Origin of the sequence: Pseudomonas sp. D1-36, assembly GCF_051132205.1 — a bacterium.
Taxonomy (GTDB): Bacteria; Pseudomonadota; Gammaproteobacteria; order Pseudomonadales; family Pseudomonadaceae; genus Aquipseudomonas.
In genome coordinates this window covers 4,287,202-4,308,640 of the sequence record NZ_CP071674.1, presented here as the reverse complement: position 1 = coordinate 4,308,640, position 21,439 = coordinate 4,287,202, and the positions used below count along the sequence as shown (strand labels likewise).

The window sequence follows — 21,439 nt, the reverse complement described above, 5'->3', positions numbered from 1 at the left end:
AGGGGAGATGGGCGATTATAAGGGAACAAACAATGCGCCGGGACATCTCCGGCGCCTGTCTGCAAGGTCTACAGCGAGGCGAGGAACATGTCCGTGGCCGGATTCTTCTCATCCGTCCGGCTTTCCTGGGCTTTTTCCACCTGCGCCATCGCGGCCTTGTCCTGCATGCGCTGGGCAATTTCCTCGCCGACCGCCCGTTGCTTCTCGGGCGGCATCTGCGCGTACTCTTCTTCAGTGATGCCCATTTCCTCAAGAATGCTGTCACGCAAGCGTTCTTCAGGCGTCTTGCTCATGTATTCCTTGAACTCCGTCATGGCAGAGCTGCGTGCTTTCTTCGCCTCGTCGGCGGCTGACGAAGCGACGGTCTGCAGTTGCACGCGGGTCTTGGCGAAGGCCTCGTCGACGTTGTCGCTGATGGCGGTGGCGGCGTTGACCTGCTGCGTGGCTTGCCGGGTGATGGATTCCTGGACCTGGGTGCTGCCCTGGTTGGCCTGGGCCTGGACGTTGTCACGCAGCGATTGCAGGGCGGCGCTTTGCAAGCCGCTGGCGGCTTCGGCGGTCGGGTCTTCGCCGGGGCGTTTGAGGGGCAGGTTTATCGCTTGTTGTTTTACGCTGACCAACATGATGTGTACCCGTAGGTAATGGCTGAGCGATGGTGGGAGCAATTACCATGCCGTCGCGCAAGGCCCCGTTTTTCAAGGGCTACAGGCGAAACGCACAGCGCGGTGCGGCCAATCCTTGCCGTTCGTCGGCATGGATCGACCGCAGGGTGGCGGGGCGCTCAGGTGCTTTCGCGAATCTTGAGTTCGAAACCCAGGTCGACGACCGGCTGGGCGATGCGGTTGCCGGCCATCAACGTGAGCATCTGTTCGGCGGCGCGCCGGCCGATTTCTTCTCGCGGGGTGCTGATGCTGCTCAAGCGCGGGACCATGTGGGCCGAAGCGGGCAGGTCGTTGAAGCCCAGTATCGAAACCTGTTCGGGAATCCTGATGCCGCAGCGCAACGCTTCGAGCAGGGCGCCGTGGGCCAGGTCGTCGTTGCCGAAGAAAATCGCGTCGACGTCTGGATGGCTGGCCAGCAATTGCAGGAACAATTCGCCGCCCAGGCCCACCGACGACGGGCGAGGGGTCAGCACTTCCAGGTCAGGGTCGTAGAGCCCGGCCTTCTGGAGGGCGCGACGAAAGCCTTCGCCGCGCAGCAACGTGCGTTGGTCCAGTTGCGCGCCGATGTAGGCCAGGCGCTTGCGGCCTCGGGAGATCAAATGCTCGGCGGCGGTCTCGCCGGCCTGGAGCTGGGAGAATCCCACGCAGTTGAGGCCGGCGCCCGGATCCAGTTCCATCATGTACACGCAGGGGATATTGCTGGCCTCGATCATGCGCCGGGCGCTTTCGGTCCGGTCGAATCCGGTCAGCAACAGACCGCGCGGCTGATAGGCCATGTAATTGCGCAGCAGGTCTTCTTCTTCGTCCCGGGAATAATGGTAGTTGCCGATCACCACTTCGAATCCCTTGGGCCGCAAGACGCGATGGATGGCTTCCAGGGTGTCGATGAACAACAGGTTGGACAGTGACGGCACCAGTACCACCACTGAATGGCTCTGGGCCGAAGCCAAGGCCCGGGCCGCGGGATTGACGACGTAATTGAGTTCCAGGGCGGCCTGGCGGACCTTGTCCACCAGTTCGACGGCCACGGTGCTGACGCCGCGCAGGGCACGGGAGGCGGTGATCGGGCTGACCCCGGCCAGGCGGGCGACTTCATTGAGCGTGGGGCGACCGGTGGTGCGAGTATTCTTATCGTTTTTAGGGGCGGTCATCAGGGCGGCTTGCCAAACAAAAATCAAGGCACTAAGGTAGCGCTGTCTCGGCGCGGCTGCAAATGCGTTGACAGGGTTTGCCTGATCCCTGTCCCGTGGGTGTCGTGGACGAACATGCTGCAACCACAAAAATGACAAGAAGGCGTCGGCAACTTCTGCTTTTGCTGCGGTGTCATAACTGGCAAAGGTAGCGCTGTCTGCGCGCTGAGGTGTTACATGAATAATCCAATCACCGCCCTGGTCATCATGGGCGTTGCCGGTTGCGGCAAAACTTGCGTCAGCCAGGCCCTGTGCCAACTGAGCGGCGCCACCGCCATCGAAGGCGACACGTTCCACCCCGCGGCCAACATTCAGAAGATGAGCGCCGGTATTCCCTTGACTGACGACGACCGTGCCGGCTGGCTCGACAGCCTGTGCGACGAGTTGCGTCGTGTCGACGGCACGGGCGAGCGCCCGGTGCTGACCTGCTCGGCCCTCAAGCACAGCTACCGCGAGCGCCTACGCAGCGCCCTGCCGGGCCTGGGCTTCGTATTCCTTGAATTGACCCCCGAAGTGGCTGCCGATCGTGTCTCCCACCGTCCGGGCCATTTCATGCCGTCGACCCTGATCGACAGCCAGTTTGCCACCCTCGAATCCCCTGTCGGCGAGCCCCTGACCCTGGCTCTGGACGCGTCCAGCCACAGCATCGATGAATTGGCCCGCCAGGCCTACGTCTGGTGGCTGGCCCACGGTTTGAAACTCGCCGGCTGAGTTTCGAAAAATATGCGTCAGAAAGATAGCGCTGTCCCGACGGCCCATAAATAACTGCTTCAATAACAACAACAAATCAGGAGACACCTCCCATGTTCGGCATGTCCCACGAGACGTTTCTACTGCTTGATGCAGTGGTCACGGTGATCGGACTCATCGTCCTTATCACCAAGTTCAAATTCCACCCGTTCATTGCGCTGACCATCGCCGCCGCGTTCCTCGGCCTGACGTCGGGCATGCCGACCGGCACCATCATCAAGGCGTTCCAGGACGGCTTCGGTGGCGTGCTCGGTTTTGTCGGCATCATCCTGGCGCTGGGCACGATGCTCGGAAAAATGATGGCTGAATCGGGCGGGGCCGATCAGATCGCCCAGACGCTGATCCGTGCCTTCGGCAAGGAAAAGGTGCAGTGGGCGATGATGTTCGCCGCGTTCCTGGTGGGCATCCCGCTGTTCTTCGAAATCGGCTTCGTGTTGCTGATTCCGTTGGTGTTCATCGTGGCGCGCCGCACCGGCGTGTCGATCATCAAGATTGGTATCCCGCTGCTGGCCGGCCTCTCCGCGGTCCACGGCCTGGTGCCGCCGCACCCGGGGCCGCTGCTGGCGATCGGCATCTTCGGCGCCGACATCGGCAAGACCATTCTTTATGGCCTGATCGTCGCGCTGCCGACCGCTATCATTGCCGGCCCGATCTTCGGTACCTTCATCGCCAAGCACATCCCCGGGCATCCAAATCAGGAACTGGTGGACCAACTGGCCCGTGAGACGAACGCCGCCGAGCTGCCAAGCTTCAGCATCACCCTGATCACCGTGCTCTCGCCGGTGTTCCTGATGCTGCTCAAGACGTTCGCTGATGTGGCGCTGCCGGATGGCAACCTCTTCCGCGTCTGGATGGACATGATCGGCCACCCGATCTCGGCGCTGTTGTTGGCGTTGCTGCTATCGCTTTACACCTTCGGCTACAAACAGGGGATCGGTTCCAGCCAGATGTTGAAATGGCTCGACGCGAGCCTGGCCCCGACCGCCGCGATCATCCTGATCATCGGTGCTGGTGGTGGCTTCAAGCAGATGCTGGTGACCAGCGGTGTGGGCGATGTGATCGGTCACATGGCGGTGAGTGCACAGATTTCGCCGATCCTGCTGGCGTGGCTGGTGGCGGCGGTGATCCGTATCGCCACAGGCTCAGCGACCGTGGCGACCATTACCGGTGCGGGGATCGTGGTGCCTGTCGTGGGGATGATGCCGGGCGTGAACCGTGAGCTGCTGGTGCTGGCGACCGGCGCCGGTTCGCTGATCCTGTCCCACGTCAACGATGCGGGTTTCTGGCTGGTCAAGCAGTACTTCAACATGACCGTGGCCGAGACTTTCAAGACCTGGACCGCGATGGAAACCATTCTGTCCGTGGTGGGCTTGATCTTCATCCTGCTGCTGTCGCTGGTGATCTAAGAACACCTTGGACTAACTGTGGCAAGGGAGCTTGCTCCGCTGGGCCGCGAAGCGGCCCCAATCCAGTCAACTCCGTCTCATGGAGTGAGGCGACCGGTTTGCGACTGCTTCGCAGTCGAGCGGGAGCAAGCTCCCTCGCCACATAGAAGTTGTGGTTGGCCGTCAGGCTTGTTTGCCAGCCAACCCATCCGCCCGGAACATCCCACGGATCCCCCGCACCGCCTGGCGAATCCGGTCCTGGTTCTCGATCAGCGCAAAGCGCACGTGATCATCCCCATATTCCCCGAACCCCACCCCCGGCGAGACGCAGACCTTGGCTTCGGCCAGCAGCTTCTTGGCAAACTCCAGTGAGCCCAGGTGCGCATAGGCTTCGGGGATCTTGGCCCAGACGTACATCGACGCCTTCGGGTTTTCCACCATCCAGCCCAGCTCGTGCAGGCCCTTGACCAGCACATTGCGGCGCTGGCGGTACTGCTCGGCGATGTCGCGCACGCATTGCTGGTCGCCTTCGAGGGCGGCGATGGCGGCCACTTGCAGCGGGGTGAAGGTGCCGTAGTCGTGGTAGCTCTTGATCCGCGCCAGGGCGCTGACCAGTTCCGGGTTGCCGACCATGAAACCGATGCGCCAGCCGGCCATGTTGTAGCTCTTGGACAGGGTGAAGAACTCCACCGCGATGTCTTTGGCCCCTGGCACTTGCATGATCGACGGCGCTTTCCAGCCGTCATACACGATGTCGGCGTACGCCAGGTCGTGGATCACCAGCACGTCGTATTGCTTGGCGAGGGCGATGACCCGTTCGAAAAAATCGAGCTCCACGCATTGCGCGGTCGGGTTGGACGGGAAGCCGAGGATCATCATCTTCGGCTTGGGGATCGAACCGCGAATGGCCCGCTCCAGCTCATCGAAGAAATCCACGCCGGGCACCAGCGGCACCGAACGCACCTGGGCGCCGGCGATCACCGCGCCGTAGATGTGGATCGGATAGCTGGGGTTGGGCACCAGCACCGTGTCGCCCTGGTCCAGGGTCGCCAGCATCAGGTGCGCGAGGCCTTCCTTGGAACCGATGGTGACGATGGCTTCGCTTTCCGGGTCGATGTCCACCTCGTAGCGGTCCTTGTACCAACGCGAAATGGCGCGGCGCAGGCGCGGGATGCCTTTGGACGTGGAGTAGCCGTGAGTGTCTTCACGCTGGGCGACGGTGACCAACTTCTCCACGATATGTGGGGGCGTGGCGCCATCGGGGTTACCCATGCTCAAGTCGATGATGTCTTCGCCGCGCCGACGCGCAGCCATCTTCAGCTCGGCAGTGATATTGAATACGTACGGGGGGAGTCGATCGATGCGCGCAAAGCGGCGCGGCGAACCTTGTTCGGCCATTGTTGCCTCGAGATACGTGAGCGCCCGGAACCGTCCGAGCGACGTTGGCCACTGCGGTGGCCTGCGGCGCAAGATAATCGGGCGGATGTCGAATTGTCCAGTAGCCGCGCCGAACTATTTTCGACGACACTGTCGCCCTGGCTGCGGCGCCCCCGAAAGGCCCCGCAGGCGGCTGAACACGCCTATCCAATCCTGATGGAACGAATCATGGAATTTTCCAGCGGCTTCCTGCTGAGTCTTTCGCTGTGCCTGGACATTGGCGTGGCCAACATCGCGATGATCACGCTGGCGATGCAACGCGGCTATTTCCAAGGCTTCGCCTTGGGCCTGGGCACGTGCGTGGGCGACCTGGTCTATGCAGTCCTGGCGCTGGCCGGGATGACCGTTTTGCTGCAATACGAACCGGTGCGTTGGGCGCTGTGGATTGGCGGCTCGGTGCTGCTCTTGTATTTCGCGGCGAAAATGGTTCATTCGGCGATCTATCACAACGCGGTGCTGGCTGAGGCGGGCGAGACTCGGGCCAACTCGCCGCGCCAGGAATTTTTTCGCGGGATTTTCCTCGCCATGTCATCGCCCAGCGCCATTCTCTGGTTCGCCGCAGTGGGCGGAACGCTCATCGCCCGCTCGGGTGGCGGCACCGTGCTCAGCTCGGCCTTGTTCCTGGGCGGATTCCTCAGCGCCGGGCTGCTTTGGAGCGCTGGCCTGTGCCTGGCAGCGACCCAGGGCGGGAAAATGCTAGGCGATAAGTTGCTGCGGTACTCCTATTGGGCATCGGCGGCGATCTTCTGTTATTTCGCGGTCTACGTGATCGTTTCTGGTTATAACGAGTTTGTAGGAACGGTAAACGCCCCCAGCTTGCCGGGACTTTAACAAGCGAAACGGCCTGGCAATTACGGTTTGGCTTCTATACTGCCAAACCCGACTTCAAGTTTTCGGAGTGATGAGCAATGGAAACGCAAAAACGCGCTAACGCAACCGAGCCGCGCTTCGAGCAGGGACGCTTTCAGCTCATCGCCGGTTTCGGCGCGCGTTTTACCCAGGAAACCGCCCAGGACATCCCGCAGCTCTGGGAAAAATTCCTGCCTTGGCTCGGCAAGGTGCCCGGACAGAAAGACGAGGTGACGTACGGGGTGTGCTGCAACCCGGACGGCCAGGGCGGCTTCGAGTACATCGCTGGCGTGGAAATCAGCCGGCTCGACGACCTACCCGAACAATATCGCTGGATCGAGATCCAGCCCGGGTCCTACGCGGTCTTCGAGCACAAAGGGCCGCTCAAGGATCTGCCGGATACGTTCCAATACATCTGGAAAGAATGGCTGCCCCAATCCGGCCATCAGGCGGCGGATGAACCGGAGTTTGAGCGCTACAGTGAAGATTTCAATCCCCGGACCGGCGAAGGCCACCTGGAAATCTGGATACCGCTCAAGCCGAGTTGATCGCCTCGGGTCCCTGTGGAAGCGAGCTTGCTCGCGATAGCGGCGGATCAGCCAACGTCGACGACGACCGATATGCCCTCATCGCGAGCAAGCTCGCCGCCAGACTTTGCAGCTATTGATCGTTGGCCCTGTTTGTCAAAACACCAACCCCATCCGCCGCTCATAACCGATGCGGCCTTTGTAGGCTTCGCCACTGTCGACCCAGCCCAGTCGGGTGTAGAGGCCGATGGCCGAGTGGTTGTCAGCATCGACGGAGAGCTCCAATCCCCTGATTTCCGGCCAGGCCGCGCGGGCCGCGGCGGGTAGCGCTTGCAGGCACGCCTTGCCATAGCCTTTGCCCTGGGCGCGGTGGTCAACTTGCAACGCGTGCAGGGTCGCGCTGTGTTCGTTGGCCCAGGCCGGCAGCACGGGCGGGCGCTTGAGCAGCAGGAACGCCACGGGCACCTCGTCGTCCAACAAGGCGAAGCCCTTGACCCCTGGGCCGGGCTTGGACAGCAGTGTGTGCAGCGCGCCGTGGATGTCGCCAGAGAACTTGATTTGGTCGGGGTAAATCTCGATGGATTCGACCTGTTGCCGTTGCAGTGGGGTCAGGTCTTCATAGGGTACGAGCTGAGCAGTCACGAAAACGTCCGTTGTTTGTCGACAGAATGGACCTTGGATTCTAGCGAAATTTTTTCTATGGATTATTTTTGTTTAGCTGTCGATTTGCCGTTTCTCCAAACGACAAAGGGTGTCTCTAACAAAAACCTGCGGAGAATCACCATGAATACCCAAGCTGCCGATACCGAGATCCAGACCCTGATCGATACTTATCGCCAAGCGGTCATGGCCAAGGATGTAGAAAAGGTCATGGCACTTTATGACGATGGCATCGTTTCGTTCGACGCCATCCAGGCCTTGCAATTCAAGGGCAAGGTCGCCTACCGGGCGCACTGGGAGGCTTGCATGGAAATGTGCCCCGGCCCGCACAAGTTCGATTTTCACCAGGTGCAGATCAACGCAGCCGATGACATTGCGTTTGCCCACTGGCTGGCTTATTGCGGTGGCACCAACGATAAGGGCGAGGAGCAGGCCTGCTGGATGCGCGTGACGGCCTGCTACAAACGTTCGGCCGGGCAGTGGAAAATCGTCCACGAGCATTGGTCCGCGCCGTTCGATCCCATGGCCGGGACGGCGATTTTCGATTTGCAGCCCTGAGCGGCTGCGGTTCGCTTCTGCCATCCTTGTCGATCAGCCGATCACGGAGCTCTCCATGAAGTATTTATGCCTGGTGTATAGCAACGAAGAGGTCCTGCACAACTCGCCGGACAGTCCCGAGGACGCCGAATGCATGGCCTACGCCGAATCAGTCCAGGGCAGTGGCCGGATGGTCGCGGCCGAAGCCCTGGAGTCGGTGCAGACCGCCACCACGGTGCGCATGCGCGGCGGCAAGCTGTCCATCACCGATGGCCCGTTCGCCGAAACCAAGGAGCAATTGGCGGGCTTCTACCTGATCGACGCCAAGGACCTGAATGAAGCCATCCAGGTCGCCGGCCACATACCGGCGGCCCGGGTCGGCTGTGTCGAGGTTCGACCGGTACGTCAATTGAATCCTTGAAAACGATGATCAACAGGATTGCTTCCATGAACCTTGAGCTTGTTTCTTCCATGCGATCCATCAGCCCAGTGACCAGGGGGCTGTCCGGCTGATGTCGGCCGAAGTGGTCAAGGCGCGGGTCGAGCAGGTCTACCGGCAGGACTCGCGGCGGATCCTGGCGACCCTGATTCGCCTGCTGGGAGACTTCGACCTCGCTGAAGAGGCTATGCACGAGGCCTTTTTCATCGCGGTGGAGCGCTGGCAGCGCGACGGAGTGCCGGACAATCCGCGAGCCTGGCTTGTATCGGCGGGGCGGTTCAAGGCGATTGACGGCCTGCGCCGGCGGGCGCGCTTCGCGGCATCTCAATCGATGCTGATTGCGCAGCTCGAGGAACTGGAGCAGGCCGATTGGAGTGACGAGGACGTGGAAGACGATCGCCTGCGGCTGATTTTCACCTGCTGCCACCCCGCGCTGGCGGCTGACGCCCAAGTGCCGTTGACCCTGCGAGAAGTGTGCGACCTGACGACCGAGGAGATCGCCCACGCATTTCTCGCGGCGCCGGCGACCATCGCCCAGCGCATCGTGCGGGCCAAGGCGAAGATCCGTGATGCACGAATTCCTTACCAGGTGCCGTCCCGCACCGAATTGCCTGAACGCCTCGACAGCGTCCTGCGCGTGATCTACCTGGTGTTCAACGAAGGGTACTCGGCGTCGATGGGCGCCGAGTTGACCCGGGAAGACCTGACCCGCGAAGCCATACGCCTGGCACGCCTGTTGATGGAGCTGTTGCCCGAAGCCGAAGTCATGGGGTTGCTGGCATTGATGCTGTTGCACGAATCGCGGCGGCCGGCGCGGACTTCCATGACCGGTGAGCTGGTCTTGCTGGATGAACAGGACCGATCGCTGTGGGACCAGGCAATGATTGCCGAAGGCTGCGCCATGATCGAGGCGGCGCTCAATACCCGGCGGTTCGGACCGTATTGCCTGCAAGCGGCGATCGCTGCGGTGCACGCCGAAGCGCCGACAGCGCAGCAAACCGACTGGCCGCAGATCGTCGGCCTCTACGATGTGCTGCTGCGTGCCGTGCCATCGCCGGTCATCGAACTCAACCGCGCGGCCGCCTTGGCCAAGCGCGACGGGCCGCAGGCTGGGCTGAGCCTGATCGATGGAATACTGGGTAGGGGTGAATTGACCGACTATCACCTGGCCCATTCGGCGCGGGCGGAGTTTTGTCGGCAGTTGGGACGGGTGGAGGAGGCGAGGGCGGCGTACCGTCGTGCGCTGGCGTTGACGCAGCAGTTGCCGGAGCGGCGGTTTATCGAAGCCAGGCTTGCCGGCTTGCACTGATGGCACGAGCAGGCCCGTGGCGAGGGAGCTTGCTCCCGCTGGGGCGCGAAGCGGCCCCCTGCGATGTGTCGGCTATATGAAGGAGCTGCTGCGTCGGCAAATCCTGCATCACTGCGCTTGACCCACCGCCTTCGCGAGCAGGCTCGCTCCCACAAGGGAGGTTATCGCACGCATGGAATTCATGTATCCAGAAACCAACGTGGGAGCGAGCTTGCTCGCGATGGGGGTGGCCCAGCCAACATCATGGTTGGCTGGTAGACCCCATCGCGAGCAAGCTCGCTCCCACGGGTTTATCGGTGACCGAACCGGCGTTGATCAGAACTCGTGATCAGCGCTGTCCGGGTTCAGGTCGCTGATGCCCAGCTTGCCTGCGGCCTGTTCGATCGAACCGGTCTGCTTGACCAGGGCGGCAATGGCGTCGCGCACGACCTGGTTGCCCGCGGTGTTGCCAGCGGCGATCAGTTGGTCGTAGTGCTCACCCTTGTTGGCGTGATCCACCATGACCTGGATCTTCGCTTCGGTATCGGCCAGGTCGGCCTTGAGCGCGGTGTCGGCGGCCGGGTCGGCCTTCGCCACCAGGGACGACAGGCTGGCACCGGTCATCTTGGTGCCGTCTACGCGTGTGTATTCACCCAAGTAAACGTTACGCACGCCCTTGGCATCGTAGAAATGCGAGTTGTGGGTGTTGTCGCTGAAGCAATCCTGTTCGTCTTCCGGGGAGTTGGCTTCCAGGGAGACTTTCATGCGCTCGCCCGCCAGTTCACCCAGGGACAGGCTGCCCATGCCGAACAGCATCTTGCGCAGGCCGGTTTCGGCAGGCTCGGCTTCCAGGGTGGCGCGATAGTTGTCGGCTACGTTCGGCTTCCAGTTGCCGACCATTTCCTGCAGGTCGTTGACCAGCAGCTGGGTGACGGACTTCAGGTAGGCGCGACGACGATCGTTGTGGCCGCCCGTGGCGCCGGCGCCTTCCAGGTAATCCGAGGCCGGGCGATTGCCAGCGCCAGGGCCGGTGCCGTTGAGGTCCTGGCCCCACAGCAGGAATTCGATGGCGTGGTAGCCGGTGGCGACGTTGGCCTCGGAACCGCCCAGCTCGTTCAGGCTGGCGAGTTTTTCCGGGGTGATGTCCTTGACGTCGACCTTGTCTTCGCCGACCTGGACCTCGGTGTTGCCAATGATATTGGCGGTGGCGCCCGGGTTACCCAAGGCATGCTCGTAGGATTTGTCGACGTAGTCGATCAAGCCCTCGTCCAGGGGCCATGCGTTCAACTGACCTTCCCAGTCGTCGATGATGGTGTTGCCGAAGCGGAACACTTCGCTCTGCAGGTATGGCACGCGTGCGGCGACCCAGGCAGCCTTGGCGGCTTTCAGGGTGTCGGCGTTCGGCTTGGCCAGGAAGGCATCGACGGCGGTCTGCAGGTTTTTCGCGGTGGATTCGGCATCGCTGTAGACGGCGTAGACGATGTCGGCGTAGTGCGCGACAACAGCCTTGGCGGCGGCTTCATCGATCTTGCCAGCGGCAGCGGGGGCAGCCGGTGCAGCGGTGCTGGCGGCCGGCGTTGGCGCTTGCGGCGCGGCGGCCTTGTCTTTGCCTTCGCCGCAACCGGCGAGGGAAATAGCAATGGCCAACAGACTGGCGGTAGCCAGAGGCATACGAATCATGGCGAACATCCTGCTTCGGTGATGAATGGGACAGGCGCGAGGGCGCGCAAAACTGCGACATAATGCGAAAGATTTGCATTATGTGTAAAGGGTTGTGCCTGTAAATATTTCTTATTCACTCGAGCGGATCGCTGTCTTTCGACGACGTCCGTAAGAAATTTCCGATGACGGGGCCGGCGAGGATCAGACGATGGAAGCCTTGATGCGCTCCGCCTGCTTCAGGTAAAGGCCCAACTCCCGCGCGGGCAGGGGTTTGCTGTAGTAGTAACCCTGGCCTTCATGGCAGCCCTCGGAAATGATGTACGCCTCCTGCTCGATAGTCTCGACACCTTCGGCAATGACCTGCATACCCAGGCTCTTGCCCAGTTGGATGATGGCGCGAACGATTGTTGCATCGTCTTCGTCATCGAGCAGGTCCTGGACGAAGCTCTTGTCGATCTTGATCTTGTCCAGCGGCAGGCTCTTGAGATAACTCAGCGATGAGTAGCCAGTGCCGAAATCGTCAATGGCGATCAGCGCGCCGGAACGGCGCAGGCTCAGCAAATGCTGGGCAGCGGTGGTGATGTCCTCCATCAGGCCGGTCTCGGTGACTTCCAGCTCCAGGCTGCGCGGCGGCAGGCGGTACATCTGCAGGAAGTTGTTCACCACCCTGGGCAGCTCGGCGTGGTGCAGCTGCACGGTGGACAGGTTGACCGCCATGCGCAGGTCGACGAAGCCCTGGTCATGCCAGTCCCGCAGCTGCTTGCAAGCCTGGTCCAGGACCCATTCGCCGATCGCGATGATCGTGCCGTTCTGCTCGGCCAGAGGAATGAACAGGTCTGGCGGCACGAAACCGTGTTCGGGATGGTTCCAGCGAATCAGCGCTTCGGTGCCCACCACGCGCAGGTCGCGATAGCTGATCTGCGGCTGGTACACCAGGGTGAACTGCTCCCGCGACAGGGCTTCGCGCAGGTCCTTTTCCAATTCGCGACGGCGGCGCATCTCGCTGTCGACGCTGGCAATGTAGAACTGATAACGATTGCGCGAGCGGGTCTTGGCCAGGGTCATGGTCTGCTCGGCTTTTTGCAGCAGCTTTTCGGTGCTGTCGCCGTCTTCAGGAAACAAGGTGATGCCAATGGTCGCCCTCAGGCGGATCTCCTGGTCGTCCAGCGCGAACGGCGCTTCCAGGTCGTCAAGAATGCTCTGGGCCAGTTCGGCGGCTTCATAGGGTTGCTCGATATCGGCCTGGACCAGCGCAAACTGGTCGCCGCCCAGTCGCGCCAATGCGCCGAGGCGTCCGCTGTGGGCGCGCAGCCGATCGGCCAGGGCAAGCAGCAGCTGGTCACCGGTCTGGTAGCTGAACTGTTCGTTGATGCTCTTGAAATCATCCAGCCCCACGCACAGCACCGCGACGCGACGTTGCAGACGTCCGGCATCCACGAGGATCTTGTCCAGTTGCTGTTGCAGTTGCTGGCGATTGGGCAGGCCGGTCAGGAAATCGTACTGGGCCATGCGCAGCAGGCTGTTTTCAGCCTCGTGGCGCAGGTGGGTGTTGCGCTCGATGGAGGCCAGCAATTGATTGGCGGTGTTGATCCACAGGCCCAGTTCGTTGTGCTCGTGACCCCTTAGCTGCGGGATCTTGTGGGCACTGGGGCGGTCCGGGTTAATTTCGGTCAGGTGCTGGATGATTCGCGACAGCGGCTTGGTCAACAGCCAGTGGTAGACCAGATACAGCACCAGGCCCATGGCCAGAGCCCGCAGCATTCCGGAAATGAAGATGATGACCGAACTGACGATAAAGCCCTGGCCATAGGTGGCGGTGTCGAGCGTGATGCTCAGGTCGCCATAATATTCACTGTAGGGGCCGCGGCCCACCAGTTGCGTGGTGAAGGTCCGCTCCTGGCCCAGTATCAGGTCGGTCAGCCAGCGGCTTTCATACTTCTGCAGAGGCCGGGTTTTTTCGGCCAGCATGGTTTCGCGCGGATGCCCGATGGACGCCATGCGCACGGCTTCATCCTGGAACAGGCCTTCGATCACCTGCATGCCCATCTCGCGGTCCAGGCTATAGACCGCCTGGGTGGACGGATCGCGGAACATATCGAGGATGCGCTGGGCGTCGTCGGCGACGGCCCGGTTGGTTTTGTAGGCGTCGAATACGATCTGGGCGCAGCTTAAAACCATGCCAACGATCAACGCCGAGAGGAGCACGACCCGGAGCAACTTCACAGACAAGCTGTTTTTGAGTTCCAGCTTCAAAGAGGGATTCCTTGTTCCGTGCGGGTAGCGTCAAGATGCCATGAGTATTGGCAATCCTGTGATGTCAGTCAAAGGGACAATCAAACACAAGGGATTTCGCCTGAAACCTGGCCGTTATACGGTGTTTGCAGAGTGATGACTCTACGACCATTGTTTCGGTTGGAAGGGCCTGCAACTTGAGGCTAGGCGGGATTTTTATTGGTTTTTCGGACGCGAGGTCATTTACCTGGGGCGATATTGCTTGATCACCGCGAAGCTTGCCGAGGGGCAAGCTCGCTCGCGCAGAGCAATCCAAGTCTAAAAAAAACGGCGCTTTCCCGTCGGAAAAGCGCCGTTTTTCAAGACATCACAGCTTAGGCAGTAAAGGTCTTGCCTTCGAACTGCTGAGCCACGAACTCCCAGTTCACCAGGTTCCAGAACGCCTCGACGTATTTTGGACGCACGTTACGGTAGTCGATGTAGTAGGCGTGCTCCCAGACGTCGCAGGTCAGCAGCGGGGTGTCGCCGCTGGTCAGCGGGTTGCCGGCGCCGATGGTGCTGGCCAGGGCCAGGGAACCGTCAGCCTTTTTCACCAGCCAGCCCCAACCGGAACCGAAGGTGCCGATGGACGTCTTGCTGAATTCTTCCTTGAACTTGTCGAACGAACCGAAGGCAGCATTGATGGCTTCAGCCAGCGCGCCGGTAGGTTGGCCGCCGCCGTTAGGCGTCAGGCAGTTCCAGTAGAAGGTGTGGTTCCAGACCTGAGCGGCGTTGTTGAAGATACCGCCCGAGGAAGTCTTGACGATTTCTTCCAGGGTCTTGCCTTCGAACTCGGTGCCAGGCACCAGGTTGTTCAGGTTCACGACATAGGTGTTGTGGTGCTTGTCGTGGTGGTATTCCAGCGTTTCTTTGGAGATGTGTGGCGCCAGTGCGTCGTGTGGGTACGGCAGCGGCGGCAATTCGAAAGCCATGGTGATTCTCCTAATCAGGTCAGTTGCGGTGAGCGCAAGGCCGATCACGGGCGGCCAGACTAGCGCCGGGGAGTTTGTACTCTTTGCGGCGCAGGAGTCGGATCATAGCACCGGGGGTGCGGCATAACCACGCAACAACTGTGTGGAATAGAGGTTCCAGAGCGGTTTGGAATATCAGCCCGACACGATCAGTTGCGCTGCTACCGTGAACATCATCACGGCCACCAGCAGGTCCAGGACGCGCCAGGTCGCAGGGCGGGCCAGCCAGGGAGCGAGCCACGCGGCACCCAGGGCCAACGTGGAAAACCACAGCAGCGAAGCACTGGCCGCGCCCACGACGTAGGCGCCAGGCACGCTCTGCTGGGCACCGAGAGAGCCGATCAGCAACACGGTGTCGAGGTAGACGTGAGGGTTGAGCAGCGTGACCGCCAGCGCGCTCAGCAGCACGGTTCGCAGAGACCGCGCGACCTGCTTTTCATCCCGCTCCAGACTTTGCCTCGAACAGGCCCGACGCAGCGCCTGGCTGCCGTACCAAAGCAAGAACGCAGCGCCGCCCCAGCGAGCGATCGAAAGCAACAATGGGCTCTGGGCCAGCAGCGTTGCCAGGCCGAACACCCCGGCGGCGACCAACAGCGCATCACAGGCGATGCACAGCGCAGCCACCGGCAGGTGATGCTCGCGGCGCAGGCTCTGGGCCAGCACGAACGCGTTCTGCGCGCCGATCGCCATGATCAACCCAAGGGCCACCAGCAGCCCGTTTACATAGCTTTGCCACATAACGTTGTCACTCCAGGAGTTCGCAAATTGCTGGCCATTCTCCGGGGTGCGGGGGTATAAGAAAAACAAATCATGCTGATCGGCCATAAGGAAAACTGATGTTCGATTACAAACTGCTTTCCGCCCTGGCGAGCGTTGTCGAGCAAGCTGGCTTCGAGCGAGCCGCGCAGGTGCTGGGATTGTCGCAATCGGCCATCTCCCAGCGGATAAAGCTACTCGAAGCGCGGGTCGGCCAGCCCGTGCTGGTGCGCGCCACGCCTCCGACGCCCACGGAAATCGGCCGTCGCCTGCTCAACCATGTACAACAGGTGCGTTTGCTGGAGCGCGACCTGCAAAGCCTGGTACCGGCGCTGGACGAAGAGGGCCTGCCGGAGCGCCTGCGCATTGCGCTGAACGCCGACAGCCTGGCCACATGGTGGGCCAGCGCGGTGGGGACATTCTGTGCCGAGCAGCATGTGTTGCTCGATTTAGTGGTGGAGGACCAGACCGTAGGCCTCAAGCGCATGCGCGCCGGAGAGGTCGCCGCTTGTCTTTGCGCCAGTGAACGCCCGGTGGCCGGCGCCCGCAGCGTGTTGCTGGGGGCCATGCGCTACCGGGCGCTCGCCAGTCCCGCCTTCATTGCCCGGCATTTCCCCGGCGGGGTGCGCGCCGATCTGCTGGCTCGCACACCTGCCCTGGTGTTCGGCCCGGATGATTTCCTGCAACACCGGTATCTGGCTTCCCTCGGCGTCGAAGGCGGATTCGAACACCATTTATGCCCATCATCCGAAGGTTTCCTTCGCCTTATCGAGGCGGGGCTTGGCTGGGGGCTAGTGCCCGAGCTGCAAGTTCGCGATGCACTGGGCAGAGGCGAACTGGTGGAATTACTCGCAGATAAGCCGATTGACGTGCCGCTGTACTGGCATCATTGGCGCAATGGCGGGCAGCTGCTCGGTTTGTTGACCGAGCAGCTGGTCGCAGCGGCAGGCAGCACGCTGCATGGGGTGAACTGATGCAGCTGGCTTGTGGCACGAAACTGATTTAGGAGCATTTCATGAAAATTCTGGTCACCGGCGTAAGCGGCTTCATTGGCGGACGCTTTGCGCGTTTCGCCCTGGAGCAAGGCCTGGATGTTCGGGTCAATGGCCGCCGGCCTGAAAACGTCCAGCACCTGGTGACGCGCGGCGCCGAGTTCATCGAGGGCGATCTGGGCGACCCGATGTTGGCCCGGGACCTGTGTCGCGATGTCGACGCCGTGGTGCATTGCGCCGGCTCGGTGGGGTTATGGGGACGCTACCAGGACTTTCACCAAGGCAATGTCCAGCTCACCGAGAACATCGTCGAGGCTTGTCTGAAGCAAAAGGTCCGGCGACTGGTTCACCTTTCTTCGCCCTCGATCTACTTCGATGGTCGTGACCACTTGGGATTGACCGAAGAACAGGTGCCTAAACGTTTCAAGCATCCCTACGCTGCCACCAAGTACCTGGCCGAACAGAAAGTCTTCGGTGCTCAGGAGTTCGGTTTGGAAGTGCTGGCCCTGCGCCCGCGATTCGTCACCGGTGCCGGCGACATGAGCATTTTCCCGCGGCTGCTTAAAATGCAGCGCAAGGGACGCCTGGCGATTGTTGGCAACGGCTTGAACAAAGTGGATTTCACCAGCGTACAGAACCTCAACGAAGCGCTGCTCAGCAGCCTGCTGGCCACCGATTCGGCCTTGGGCAAGGCTTATAACATCAGCAATGGCGTGCCTGTCCCGCTGTGGGATGTGGTCAATTATGTGATGCGGCAGATGGAAGTCCCGCAGGTCAGGCGTTACCGCTCCTATGGACTGGCCTACAGCGTTGCGGCCATGAACGAAGGTCTTTGCGCAATCTGGCCCGGACGGCCCGAACCGACGCTGTCACGCCTGGGCATGCAGGTGATGAGCAGGAATTTCACCCTGGATATCGACCGGGCACGGCACTGTCTGGATTATGATCCGAAGGTCAGCCTCTGGGCCGCCCTCGATGAATTCTGCGCCTGGTGGCGCGTCCAGCATGGCCGCTGATCGCCCCGTCATGAACCGAGTGCCCGGTTCGGGGTCAATGGGTGCGGCGGGCGAGGGGGTTATACTCGCCGCATCGAGTCACCACCGATTTCCCAAAGGTTGAACCCATGCCCACGCGTAACGATGCCAACGACGACTTCGACGATGTACCGAGCCTGCGGATGCGGGCGGACATCCCCGATGACGATGACTTCCTGAGCAATCGCCCGCCCCACGTGCAGGCGCGTCCGGCGTCCGTTGCGGCGGCGAAGGTCAAGGCACCGAGCACCGGGCCGCTGTGGGCCTTGGTCGGAGCCTTGCTGTGCGCGCTGGCCTTCCTGGCGTGGTGGAGTTTCCAGCAGATTTCCCTGATGGAACAGCAATTGGTGGCCACCCAGGAAAGCTTCGCCCGCATCAGTGAGGATGCGGCCGGGCGCTTGCAGGACATTTCCGGCAAGGTGGTCGCCGGACAGTCCAATGTCATGAGCGACAGTGAAGCCTTGAAACTGCAGATCAGACAGTTGGAAAACAAGATGCAAGAGCAGGGCCGCCAATTCGACGGCAAGCTGCAGGAACAATATAAAGCGCTGCAAGGCGCCTTCGGCCCGTCCGCCGACCTGGACACGCAACTGGCCAAGATGATCACCCAGGCTTCGCAGCAGGAAAACACCAACACCCAGCTGCAAGCGGCCAACAAGGAACTCCAGGCTCAGGTCAAGGCGTTGGCGGCGGAAGTGTCGGCCTTGAAGAACCAAGGCGAGGGTGGTGCCCTGGATGCCCAGCTCAAAAGCATCGGTGCGGACATCACGGCTTTGAAACGAGCCACTTCCAACTCGGCCATCGAGCGTTTGGAGCAGGACATGGTCGTGCTCAAGAGCCAACAGGAAAACCGTTCCGGCAACACCGCCGAATTCGATGCCTTCCGCGGCCAGGTCACCCGCAACATCAACACGTTGCAATCGCAGATCCAGTACCTGCAACAGCAACTGAGCAACCGATCTCAGTAACGAACCCTGTGGGAGCGAGCGTGCTCGCCCCCACACGGAAACGAAAGCCCAGCCGAAATTACCCCGCCACCAGCACCCGAATTGCCTCCAACCGCAACGCAGCCTTCTCCAACATCGCCAACCCTTGCTCACGCTGCTGGCGCAAAGCCTCCAGCTCGCTGTCCCGCACGGTTGGGTTGACCGCTTGCAACGCGGTCAAGCGTGCCAGCTCTTCTTCGGTATCAGCCGCCAGGCGACGTTGGGCCTCGGCCACGCGCTCGGCATGGCGTGGGATGATTTTCTGTTCGCCGGCATTGATCCGCGGCGCGAGTTGGTCGCGCTGGGCCTGGATGAATTTGTTGGCGCTGGCGCGTGGCACGCTTTCGAGCTGGTCGTTCAGGGTTTCGAAAGAGACCCGAGCCGCCAGGTCGTTGCCGTTGGCGTCCAGCAGGCAGCGCAGGGCCGCTGGTGGCAGGTAGCGGCCCAGCTGCAGCGAACGCGGGGCGACCACTTCGCTGACATAGAGCAGTTCCAGCAGCACGGTGCCGGGTTTGAGTGCCTTGTTCTTGATCAGCGCCACGGCCGTGTTGCCCATGGAGCCCGACAGCACCAGGTCCATGCCGCCTTGCACCATCGGGTGCTCCCAGGTGATGAATTGCATGTCCTCGCGAGACAGCGCCTGGTTGCGGTCGTAGGTGATGGTCACGCCTTCGTCGTCGCCCAAGGGGAAACTGGCGTCGAGCATTTTCTCGCTCGGCTTGAGGATCAGCGCGTTGTCTGAATGGTCCTCGCTGTCGATACCGAAGGCGTCGAACAAGGTCTCCATGTAGATCGGCAGGGCAAACTGGTCATCCTGTTCGAGAATGGCCTCCACCAGCGCATCACCTTCACCCGCGCCGCCGGAATTGAGCTCCAGCAGGCGATCGCGGCCGGTATGCAGCTCGGCTTCCAGGCGCTCGCGCTCCACGCGGGCCTCGTCGATCAGCGCTTGCCAGTCGCCATCGTCGGCTTCTTCGAGCAATGGCAGCAGGCGCGGGCCGAATTGATGCTGCAAGGCGTTGCCGGTCGGGCAGGTGTTGAGAAACGCGTTCAGGGCTTCGTGATACCACTGGAACAGCCGGGCCTGCGGGCTGGTTTCCAGGTAGGGCACGTGCAGCTCGATGGTGTGTTTCTGGCCGATCCGGTCCAGGCGGCCGATCCGTTGTTCCAGCAGGTCCGGGTGCGATGGCAGGTCGAACAGCACCAGGTGATGGGCAAACTGGAAGTTACGACCTTCGCTGCCGATTTCCGAGCAGATCAGCACCTGGGCGCCAAACTCTTCATCAGCGAAGTAAGCGGCCGCGCGGTCGCGCTCCAGAATGTTCATGCCTTCGTGGAACACCGTGGCAGGGATGCCAGAGCGCACGCGCAGGGCGTCTTCCAGGTCCATGGCGGTTTCCGCGTGGGCGCAGATCACCAGGACCTTGGTGCGCTTGAGCATTTTCAACTGGTCGATCAGCCATTCGACGCGCGGGTCGAATTTCCACCAGCGCTCTTCTTCGCTGGCGTCCGGCTGGGCCTGGAAGCTGACTTCCGGGTACAGCTCGGCATGATCGCCCAGCGGCAGTTCCAGGTATTCGTCCGGGCATGGCAAAGGATAAGCGTGCAGCTTGCGCTCCGGGAAGCCTTGCACGGCGGCGCGGGTATTGCGGAACAGCACGCGGCCAGTGCCATGTCGGTCGAGCAATTCACGAACCAGGCGGGCGCTGGCTTCGATGTCGCCATCGTTGACAGCCGTCAGCAGCGCTTCGCCCTCGTTACCCAGGAAACCGTGGATGGTCTGGTGGGCTTCGGGCGACAGGCGCCCTTTGTCCAACAACTCCTGGACGGCTTCGGCGACCGGGCGATAGTTCTCGCTTTCGGCACGGAAGGCCTGCAGGTCATGGAAACGGTTCGGGTCCAGCAGGCGCAGACGGGCGAAGTGGCTGTCCTGTCCCAGTTGCTCAGGTGTCGCGGTCAGCAGCAGTACGCCGGGAATGGTTTCGGCAAGTTGCTCCACCAGTGCGTATTGAGGGCTGACATGGTCTTCGTGCCACACCAGGTGATGGGCTTCGTCGACAACCATCAGGTCCCATCCGGCGGCAAACAGCGCGTCCTGGGCCTTCTCGTCGTCTACCAGCCATTCCAGCGCCACCAGCGCCAGTTGGGTGTCTTCGAAGGGGTTGCTGGCATCGCTTTCAATGAAGCGTTCTTCGTCGAACAGCGCCACCTGCAGGTTGAAGCGCCGGCGCATTTCCACCAGCCATTGGTGCTGGAGGTTTTCCGGGACCAGGATCAGGATGCGGCTGGCGCGCCCGGAAAGCAGTTGGCGGTGGATGATGAGGCCGGCTTCGATGGTCTTGCCCAGGCCCACTTCGTCTGCCAGCAGTACCCGTGGCGCAATGCGGTCAGCCACTTCGCGGGCGATGTGCAGTTGGTGGGCGATCGGTTGGGCGCGGACGCCACCCAGGCCCCAAAGCGGGGACTGCAATTGGCGGCTGGTATGTTCCAGCGTGTGGTAGCGCAGGGAAAACCAGGCCAGTGGGTCGATCTGGCCGGCGAACAGGCGGTCGCTGGCCAAGCGGAACTGGATGAAGTTCGACAGCTGGGTTTCGGGCAGCGTGACGACTTCGTTCTGGCCGTCAAGGCCGTGGTAGACCAACAGTCCATCGACGTCGTCGACTTCGCGCACGGTCATTTTCCAGCCTTCGAAGTGAGTGATCACGTCGCCCGGCGAAAACCGTACGCGGGTCAAGGGCGCATTCCGTAGCGCGTACTGGCGAGTGTCGCCAGTGGCCGGATAGAGCACGGTCAACAAGCGGCCGTCCTGTGCCAGAACGGTGCCTAAACCCAGCTCGGCTTCGCTGTCACTGATCCAGCGTTGCCCCGGTTGATACTGCTGCGCCATGCTGCCTGACTCCCGCCGTGAAAAAGCCGGCTATCTTAACGGAATGAGCCGCCAGACCAAAGGATTTACGCACATCTGCCAGGCCTCGCGTGGGCGTTCCCCGTCAACCTGGCCAAGGGAACTTAAACGGGTTGCGCGATCAAACAAGCTTGTGGG

General features: G+C 61.6%; 19 protein-coding genes. 10 read left to right on the top strand and 9 right to left on the bottom strand.

The features are described from left to right. Positions 1 to 68: 68 nt before the first annotated feature. Positions 69 to 623 carry a hypothetical protein gene (locus J3P76_RS19110; RefSeq protein WP_434562688.1) on the bottom strand — a complete coding sequence of 185 codons (555 nt, stop codon included), beginning with the start codon at positions 621 to 623 and terminating at the stop codon, positions 69 to 71. 158 nt (positions 624 to 781) lie between these two features. Beyond that, on the bottom strand, positions 782 to 1,813 hold the full coding sequence (locus J3P76_RS19105; protein WP_420764417.1) for a LacI family DNA-binding transcriptional regulator: 1,032 nt from the start codon (positions 1,811 to 1,813) through the stop codon (positions 782 to 784). A 216-nt stretch (positions 1,814 to 2,029) separates the two neighbouring features. Between J3P76_RS19105 and J3P76_RS19100 the strand changes: the two genes are divergently transcribed. Then, on the top strand, positions 2,030 to 2,563 hold the full coding sequence (locus J3P76_RS19100) for a gluconokinase (protein WP_420764418.1): 534 nt from the start codon (positions 2,030 to 2,032) through the stop codon (positions 2,561 to 2,563). Positions 2,564 to 2,655: 92 nt separating this feature from the next. Continuing rightward, positions 2,656 to 4,008 carry a GntP family permease gene (locus J3P76_RS19095; protein WP_305496305.1) on the top strand — a complete coding sequence of 451 codons (1,353 nt, stop codon included), beginning with the start codon at positions 2,656 to 2,658 and terminating at the stop codon, positions 4,006 to 4,008. 162 nt (positions 4,009 to 4,170) lie between these two features. On the opposite strand, the gene alaC is transcribed toward J3P76_RS19095, so the two are convergent. Further along, positions 4,171 to 5,385, bottom strand: a complete 1,215-nt coding sequence (gene alaC / locus J3P76_RS19090) for an alanine transaminase (RefSeq protein WP_305496304.1) — start codon at positions 5,383 to 5,385, stop codon at positions 4,171 to 4,173. Between the two features lie 207 nt (positions 5,386 to 5,592). Here alaC and J3P76_RS19085 point away from each other — a divergent pair, with 207 nt between their 5' ends. Together J3P76_RS19085 and J3P76_RS19080 are read left to right on the top strand one after the other, a co-directional pair. Further along, positions 5,593 to 6,255: a LysE family translocator gene (locus J3P76_RS19085; protein WP_434675259.1), complete on the top strand. Its 663-nt coding sequence runs from the start codon at positions 5,593 to 5,595 to the stop codon at positions 6,253 to 6,255. A 77-nt stretch (positions 6,256 to 6,332) separates the two neighbouring features. Beyond that, entirely contained in the window at positions 6,333 to 6,821 is a 489-nt protein-coding gene (locus J3P76_RS19080) for a GyrI-like domain-containing protein (RefSeq protein ID WP_434562696.1), read from the top strand. A gap of 135 nt (positions 6,822 to 6,956) precedes the next feature. Here J3P76_RS19080 and J3P76_RS19075 read toward each other — a convergent pair whose 3' ends face one another. After that, positions 6,957 to 7,442, bottom strand: coding sequence for a GNAT family N-acetyltransferase (locus J3P76_RS19075; protein ID WP_434562698.1), 486 nt, complete (start codon positions 7,440 to 7,442; stop codon positions 6,957 to 6,959). 141 nt (positions 7,443 to 7,583) lie between these two features. On the opposite strand from J3P76_RS19075, the gene J3P76_RS19070 reads away from it, so the two are divergent. From J3P76_RS19070 to J3P76_RS19060, 3 genes are all read left to right on the top strand, one after another. Next, complete coding sequence (locus J3P76_RS19070; protein ID WP_420764422.1) at positions 7,584 to 8,018, top strand: YybH family protein; 435 nt, start codon at positions 7,584 to 7,586, stop codon at positions 8,016 to 8,018. 55 nt (positions 8,019 to 8,073) lie between these two features. Then, a complete protein-coding gene (locus tag J3P76_RS19065; RefSeq protein WP_434562700.1) occupies positions 8,074 to 8,418 on the top strand; it encodes a YciI family protein in 345 nt (114 codons plus the stop codon). Between the two features lie 91 nt (positions 8,419 to 8,509). Then, complete coding sequence (locus J3P76_RS19060; protein ID WP_434701132.1) at positions 8,510 to 9,745, top strand: RNA polymerase sigma factor; 1,236 nt, start codon at positions 8,510 to 8,512, stop codon at positions 9,743 to 9,745. Between the two features lie 315 nt (positions 9,746 to 10,060). Here the strand turns inward: J3P76_RS19060 and J3P76_RS19055 are convergent, their stop codons facing one another. From J3P76_RS19055 to J3P76_RS19040, 4 genes are all read right to left on the bottom strand, one after another. Then, positions 10,061 to 11,404: an imelysin family protein gene (locus tag J3P76_RS19055; protein WP_420764425.1), complete on the bottom strand. Its 1,344-nt coding sequence runs from the start codon at positions 11,402 to 11,404 to the stop codon at positions 10,061 to 10,063. Between the two features lie 183 nt (positions 11,405 to 11,587). Continuing rightward, complete coding sequence (locus tag J3P76_RS19050; protein WP_434610005.1) at positions 11,588 to 13,639, bottom strand: putative bifunctional diguanylate cyclase/phosphodiesterase; 2,052 nt, start codon at positions 13,637 to 13,639, stop codon at positions 11,588 to 11,590. Positions 13,640 to 13,992: 353 nt separating this feature from the next. Then, on the bottom strand, positions 13,993 to 14,589 hold the full coding sequence (locus J3P76_RS19045) for a superoxide dismutase (protein WP_420764427.1): 597 nt from the start codon (positions 14,587 to 14,589) through the stop codon (positions 13,993 to 13,995). Between the two features lie 174 nt (positions 14,590 to 14,763). Beyond that, the gene (locus J3P76_RS19040; protein ID WP_434562704.1) at positions 14,764 to 15,366 is read right to left on the bottom strand and encodes a LysE/ArgO family amino acid transporter; all 603 of its coding nucleotides are present in this window, start codon (positions 15,364 to 15,366) and stop codon (positions 14,764 to 14,766) included. A 98-nt stretch (positions 15,367 to 15,464) separates the two neighbouring features. Here J3P76_RS19040 and J3P76_RS19035 point away from each other — a divergent pair, with 98 nt between their 5' ends. From J3P76_RS19035 to J3P76_RS19025, 3 genes are all read left to right on the top strand, one after another. Then, positions 15,465 to 16,358 (top strand): LysR family transcriptional regulator ArgP, encoded by an 894-nt coding sequence (locus J3P76_RS19035; RefSeq protein ID WP_434562706.1) that lies wholly within the window; start codon positions 15,465 to 15,467, stop codon positions 16,356 to 16,358. A gap of 41 nt (positions 16,359 to 16,399) precedes the next feature. Next, the gene (locus tag J3P76_RS19030; protein WP_434701131.1) at positions 16,400 to 17,392 is read left to right on the top strand and encodes an NAD-dependent epimerase/dehydratase family protein; all 993 of its coding nucleotides are present in this window, start codon (positions 16,400 to 16,402) and stop codon (positions 17,390 to 17,392) included. A 107-nt stretch (positions 17,393 to 17,499) separates the two neighbouring features. Beyond that, on the top strand, positions 17,500 to 18,378 hold the full coding sequence (locus tag J3P76_RS19025) for an ATPase (protein WP_420764431.1): 879 nt from the start codon (positions 17,500 to 17,502) through the stop codon (positions 18,376 to 18,378). Positions 18,379 to 18,436: 58 nt separating this feature from the next. Here J3P76_RS19025 and rapA read toward each other — a convergent pair whose 3' ends face one another. Next, entirely contained in the window at positions 18,437 to 21,283 is a 2,847-nt protein-coding gene (rapA, locus tag J3P76_RS19020; protein WP_420764432.1) for an RNA polymerase-associated protein RapA, read from the bottom strand. Positions 21,284 to 21,439 lie beyond the last annotated feature (156 nt).

Coding starts and splice junctions, on each gene's coding strand:
- J3P76_RS19110 (WP_434562688.1), bottom strand. CDS start 623: ATGTTGGTCAGCGTAAAACAACAAGCGATAAACCTGCCCCTCAAACGC.
- J3P76_RS19105 (WP_420764417.1), bottom strand. CDS start 1,813: ATGACCGCCCCTAAAAACGATAAGAATACTCGCACCACCGGTCGCCCC.
- J3P76_RS19100 (WP_420764418.1), top strand. CDS start 2,030: ATGAATAATCCAATCACCGCCCTGGTCATCATGGGCGTTGCCGGTTGC.
- J3P76_RS19095 (WP_305496305.1), top strand. CDS start 2,656: ATGTTCGGCATGTCCCACGAGACGTTTCTACTGCTTGATGCAGTGGTC.
- alaC (WP_305496304.1), bottom strand. CDS start 5,385: ATGGCCGAACAAGGTTCGCCGCGCCGCTTTGCGCGCATCGATCGACTC.
- J3P76_RS19085 (WP_434675259.1), top strand. CDS start 5,593: ATGGAATTTTCCAGCGGCTTCCTGCTGAGTCTTTCGCTGTGCCTGGAC.
- J3P76_RS19080 (WP_434562696.1), top strand. CDS start 6,333: ATGGAAACGCAAAAACGCGCTAACGCAACCGAGCCGCGCTTCGAGCAG.
- J3P76_RS19070 (WP_420764422.1), top strand. CDS start 7,584: ATGAATACCCAAGCTGCCGATACCGAGATCCAGACCCTGATCGATACT.
- J3P76_RS19065 (WP_434562700.1), top strand. CDS start 8,074: ATGAAGTATTTATGCCTGGTGTATAGCAACGAAGAGGTCCTGCACAAC.
- J3P76_RS19060 (WP_434701132.1), top strand. CDS start 8,510: ATGTCGGCCGAAGTGGTCAAGGCGCGGGTCGAGCAGGTCTACCGGCAG.
- J3P76_RS19055 (WP_420764425.1), bottom strand. CDS start 11,404: ATGATTCGTATGCCTCTGGCTACCGCCAGTCTGTTGGCCATTGCTATT.
- J3P76_RS19045 (WP_420764427.1), bottom strand. CDS start 14,589: ATGGCTTTCGAATTGCCGCCGCTGCCGTACCCACACGACGCACTGGCG.
- J3P76_RS19040 (WP_434562704.1), bottom strand. CDS start 15,366: ATGTGGCAAAGCTATGTAAACGGGCTGCTGGTGGCCCTTGGGTTGATC.
- J3P76_RS19035 (WP_434562706.1), top strand. CDS start 15,465: ATGTTCGATTACAAACTGCTTTCCGCCCTGGCGAGCGTTGTCGAGCAA.
- J3P76_RS19030 (WP_434701131.1), top strand. CDS start 16,400: ATGAAAATTCTGGTCACCGGCGTAAGCGGCTTCATTGGCGGACGCTTT.
- J3P76_RS19025 (WP_420764431.1), top strand. CDS start 17,500: ATGCCCACGCGTAACGATGCCAACGACGACTTCGACGATGTACCGAGC.
- rapA (WP_420764432.1), bottom strand. CDS start 21,283: ATGGCGCAGCAGTATCAACCGGGGCAACGCTGGATCAGTGACAGCGAA.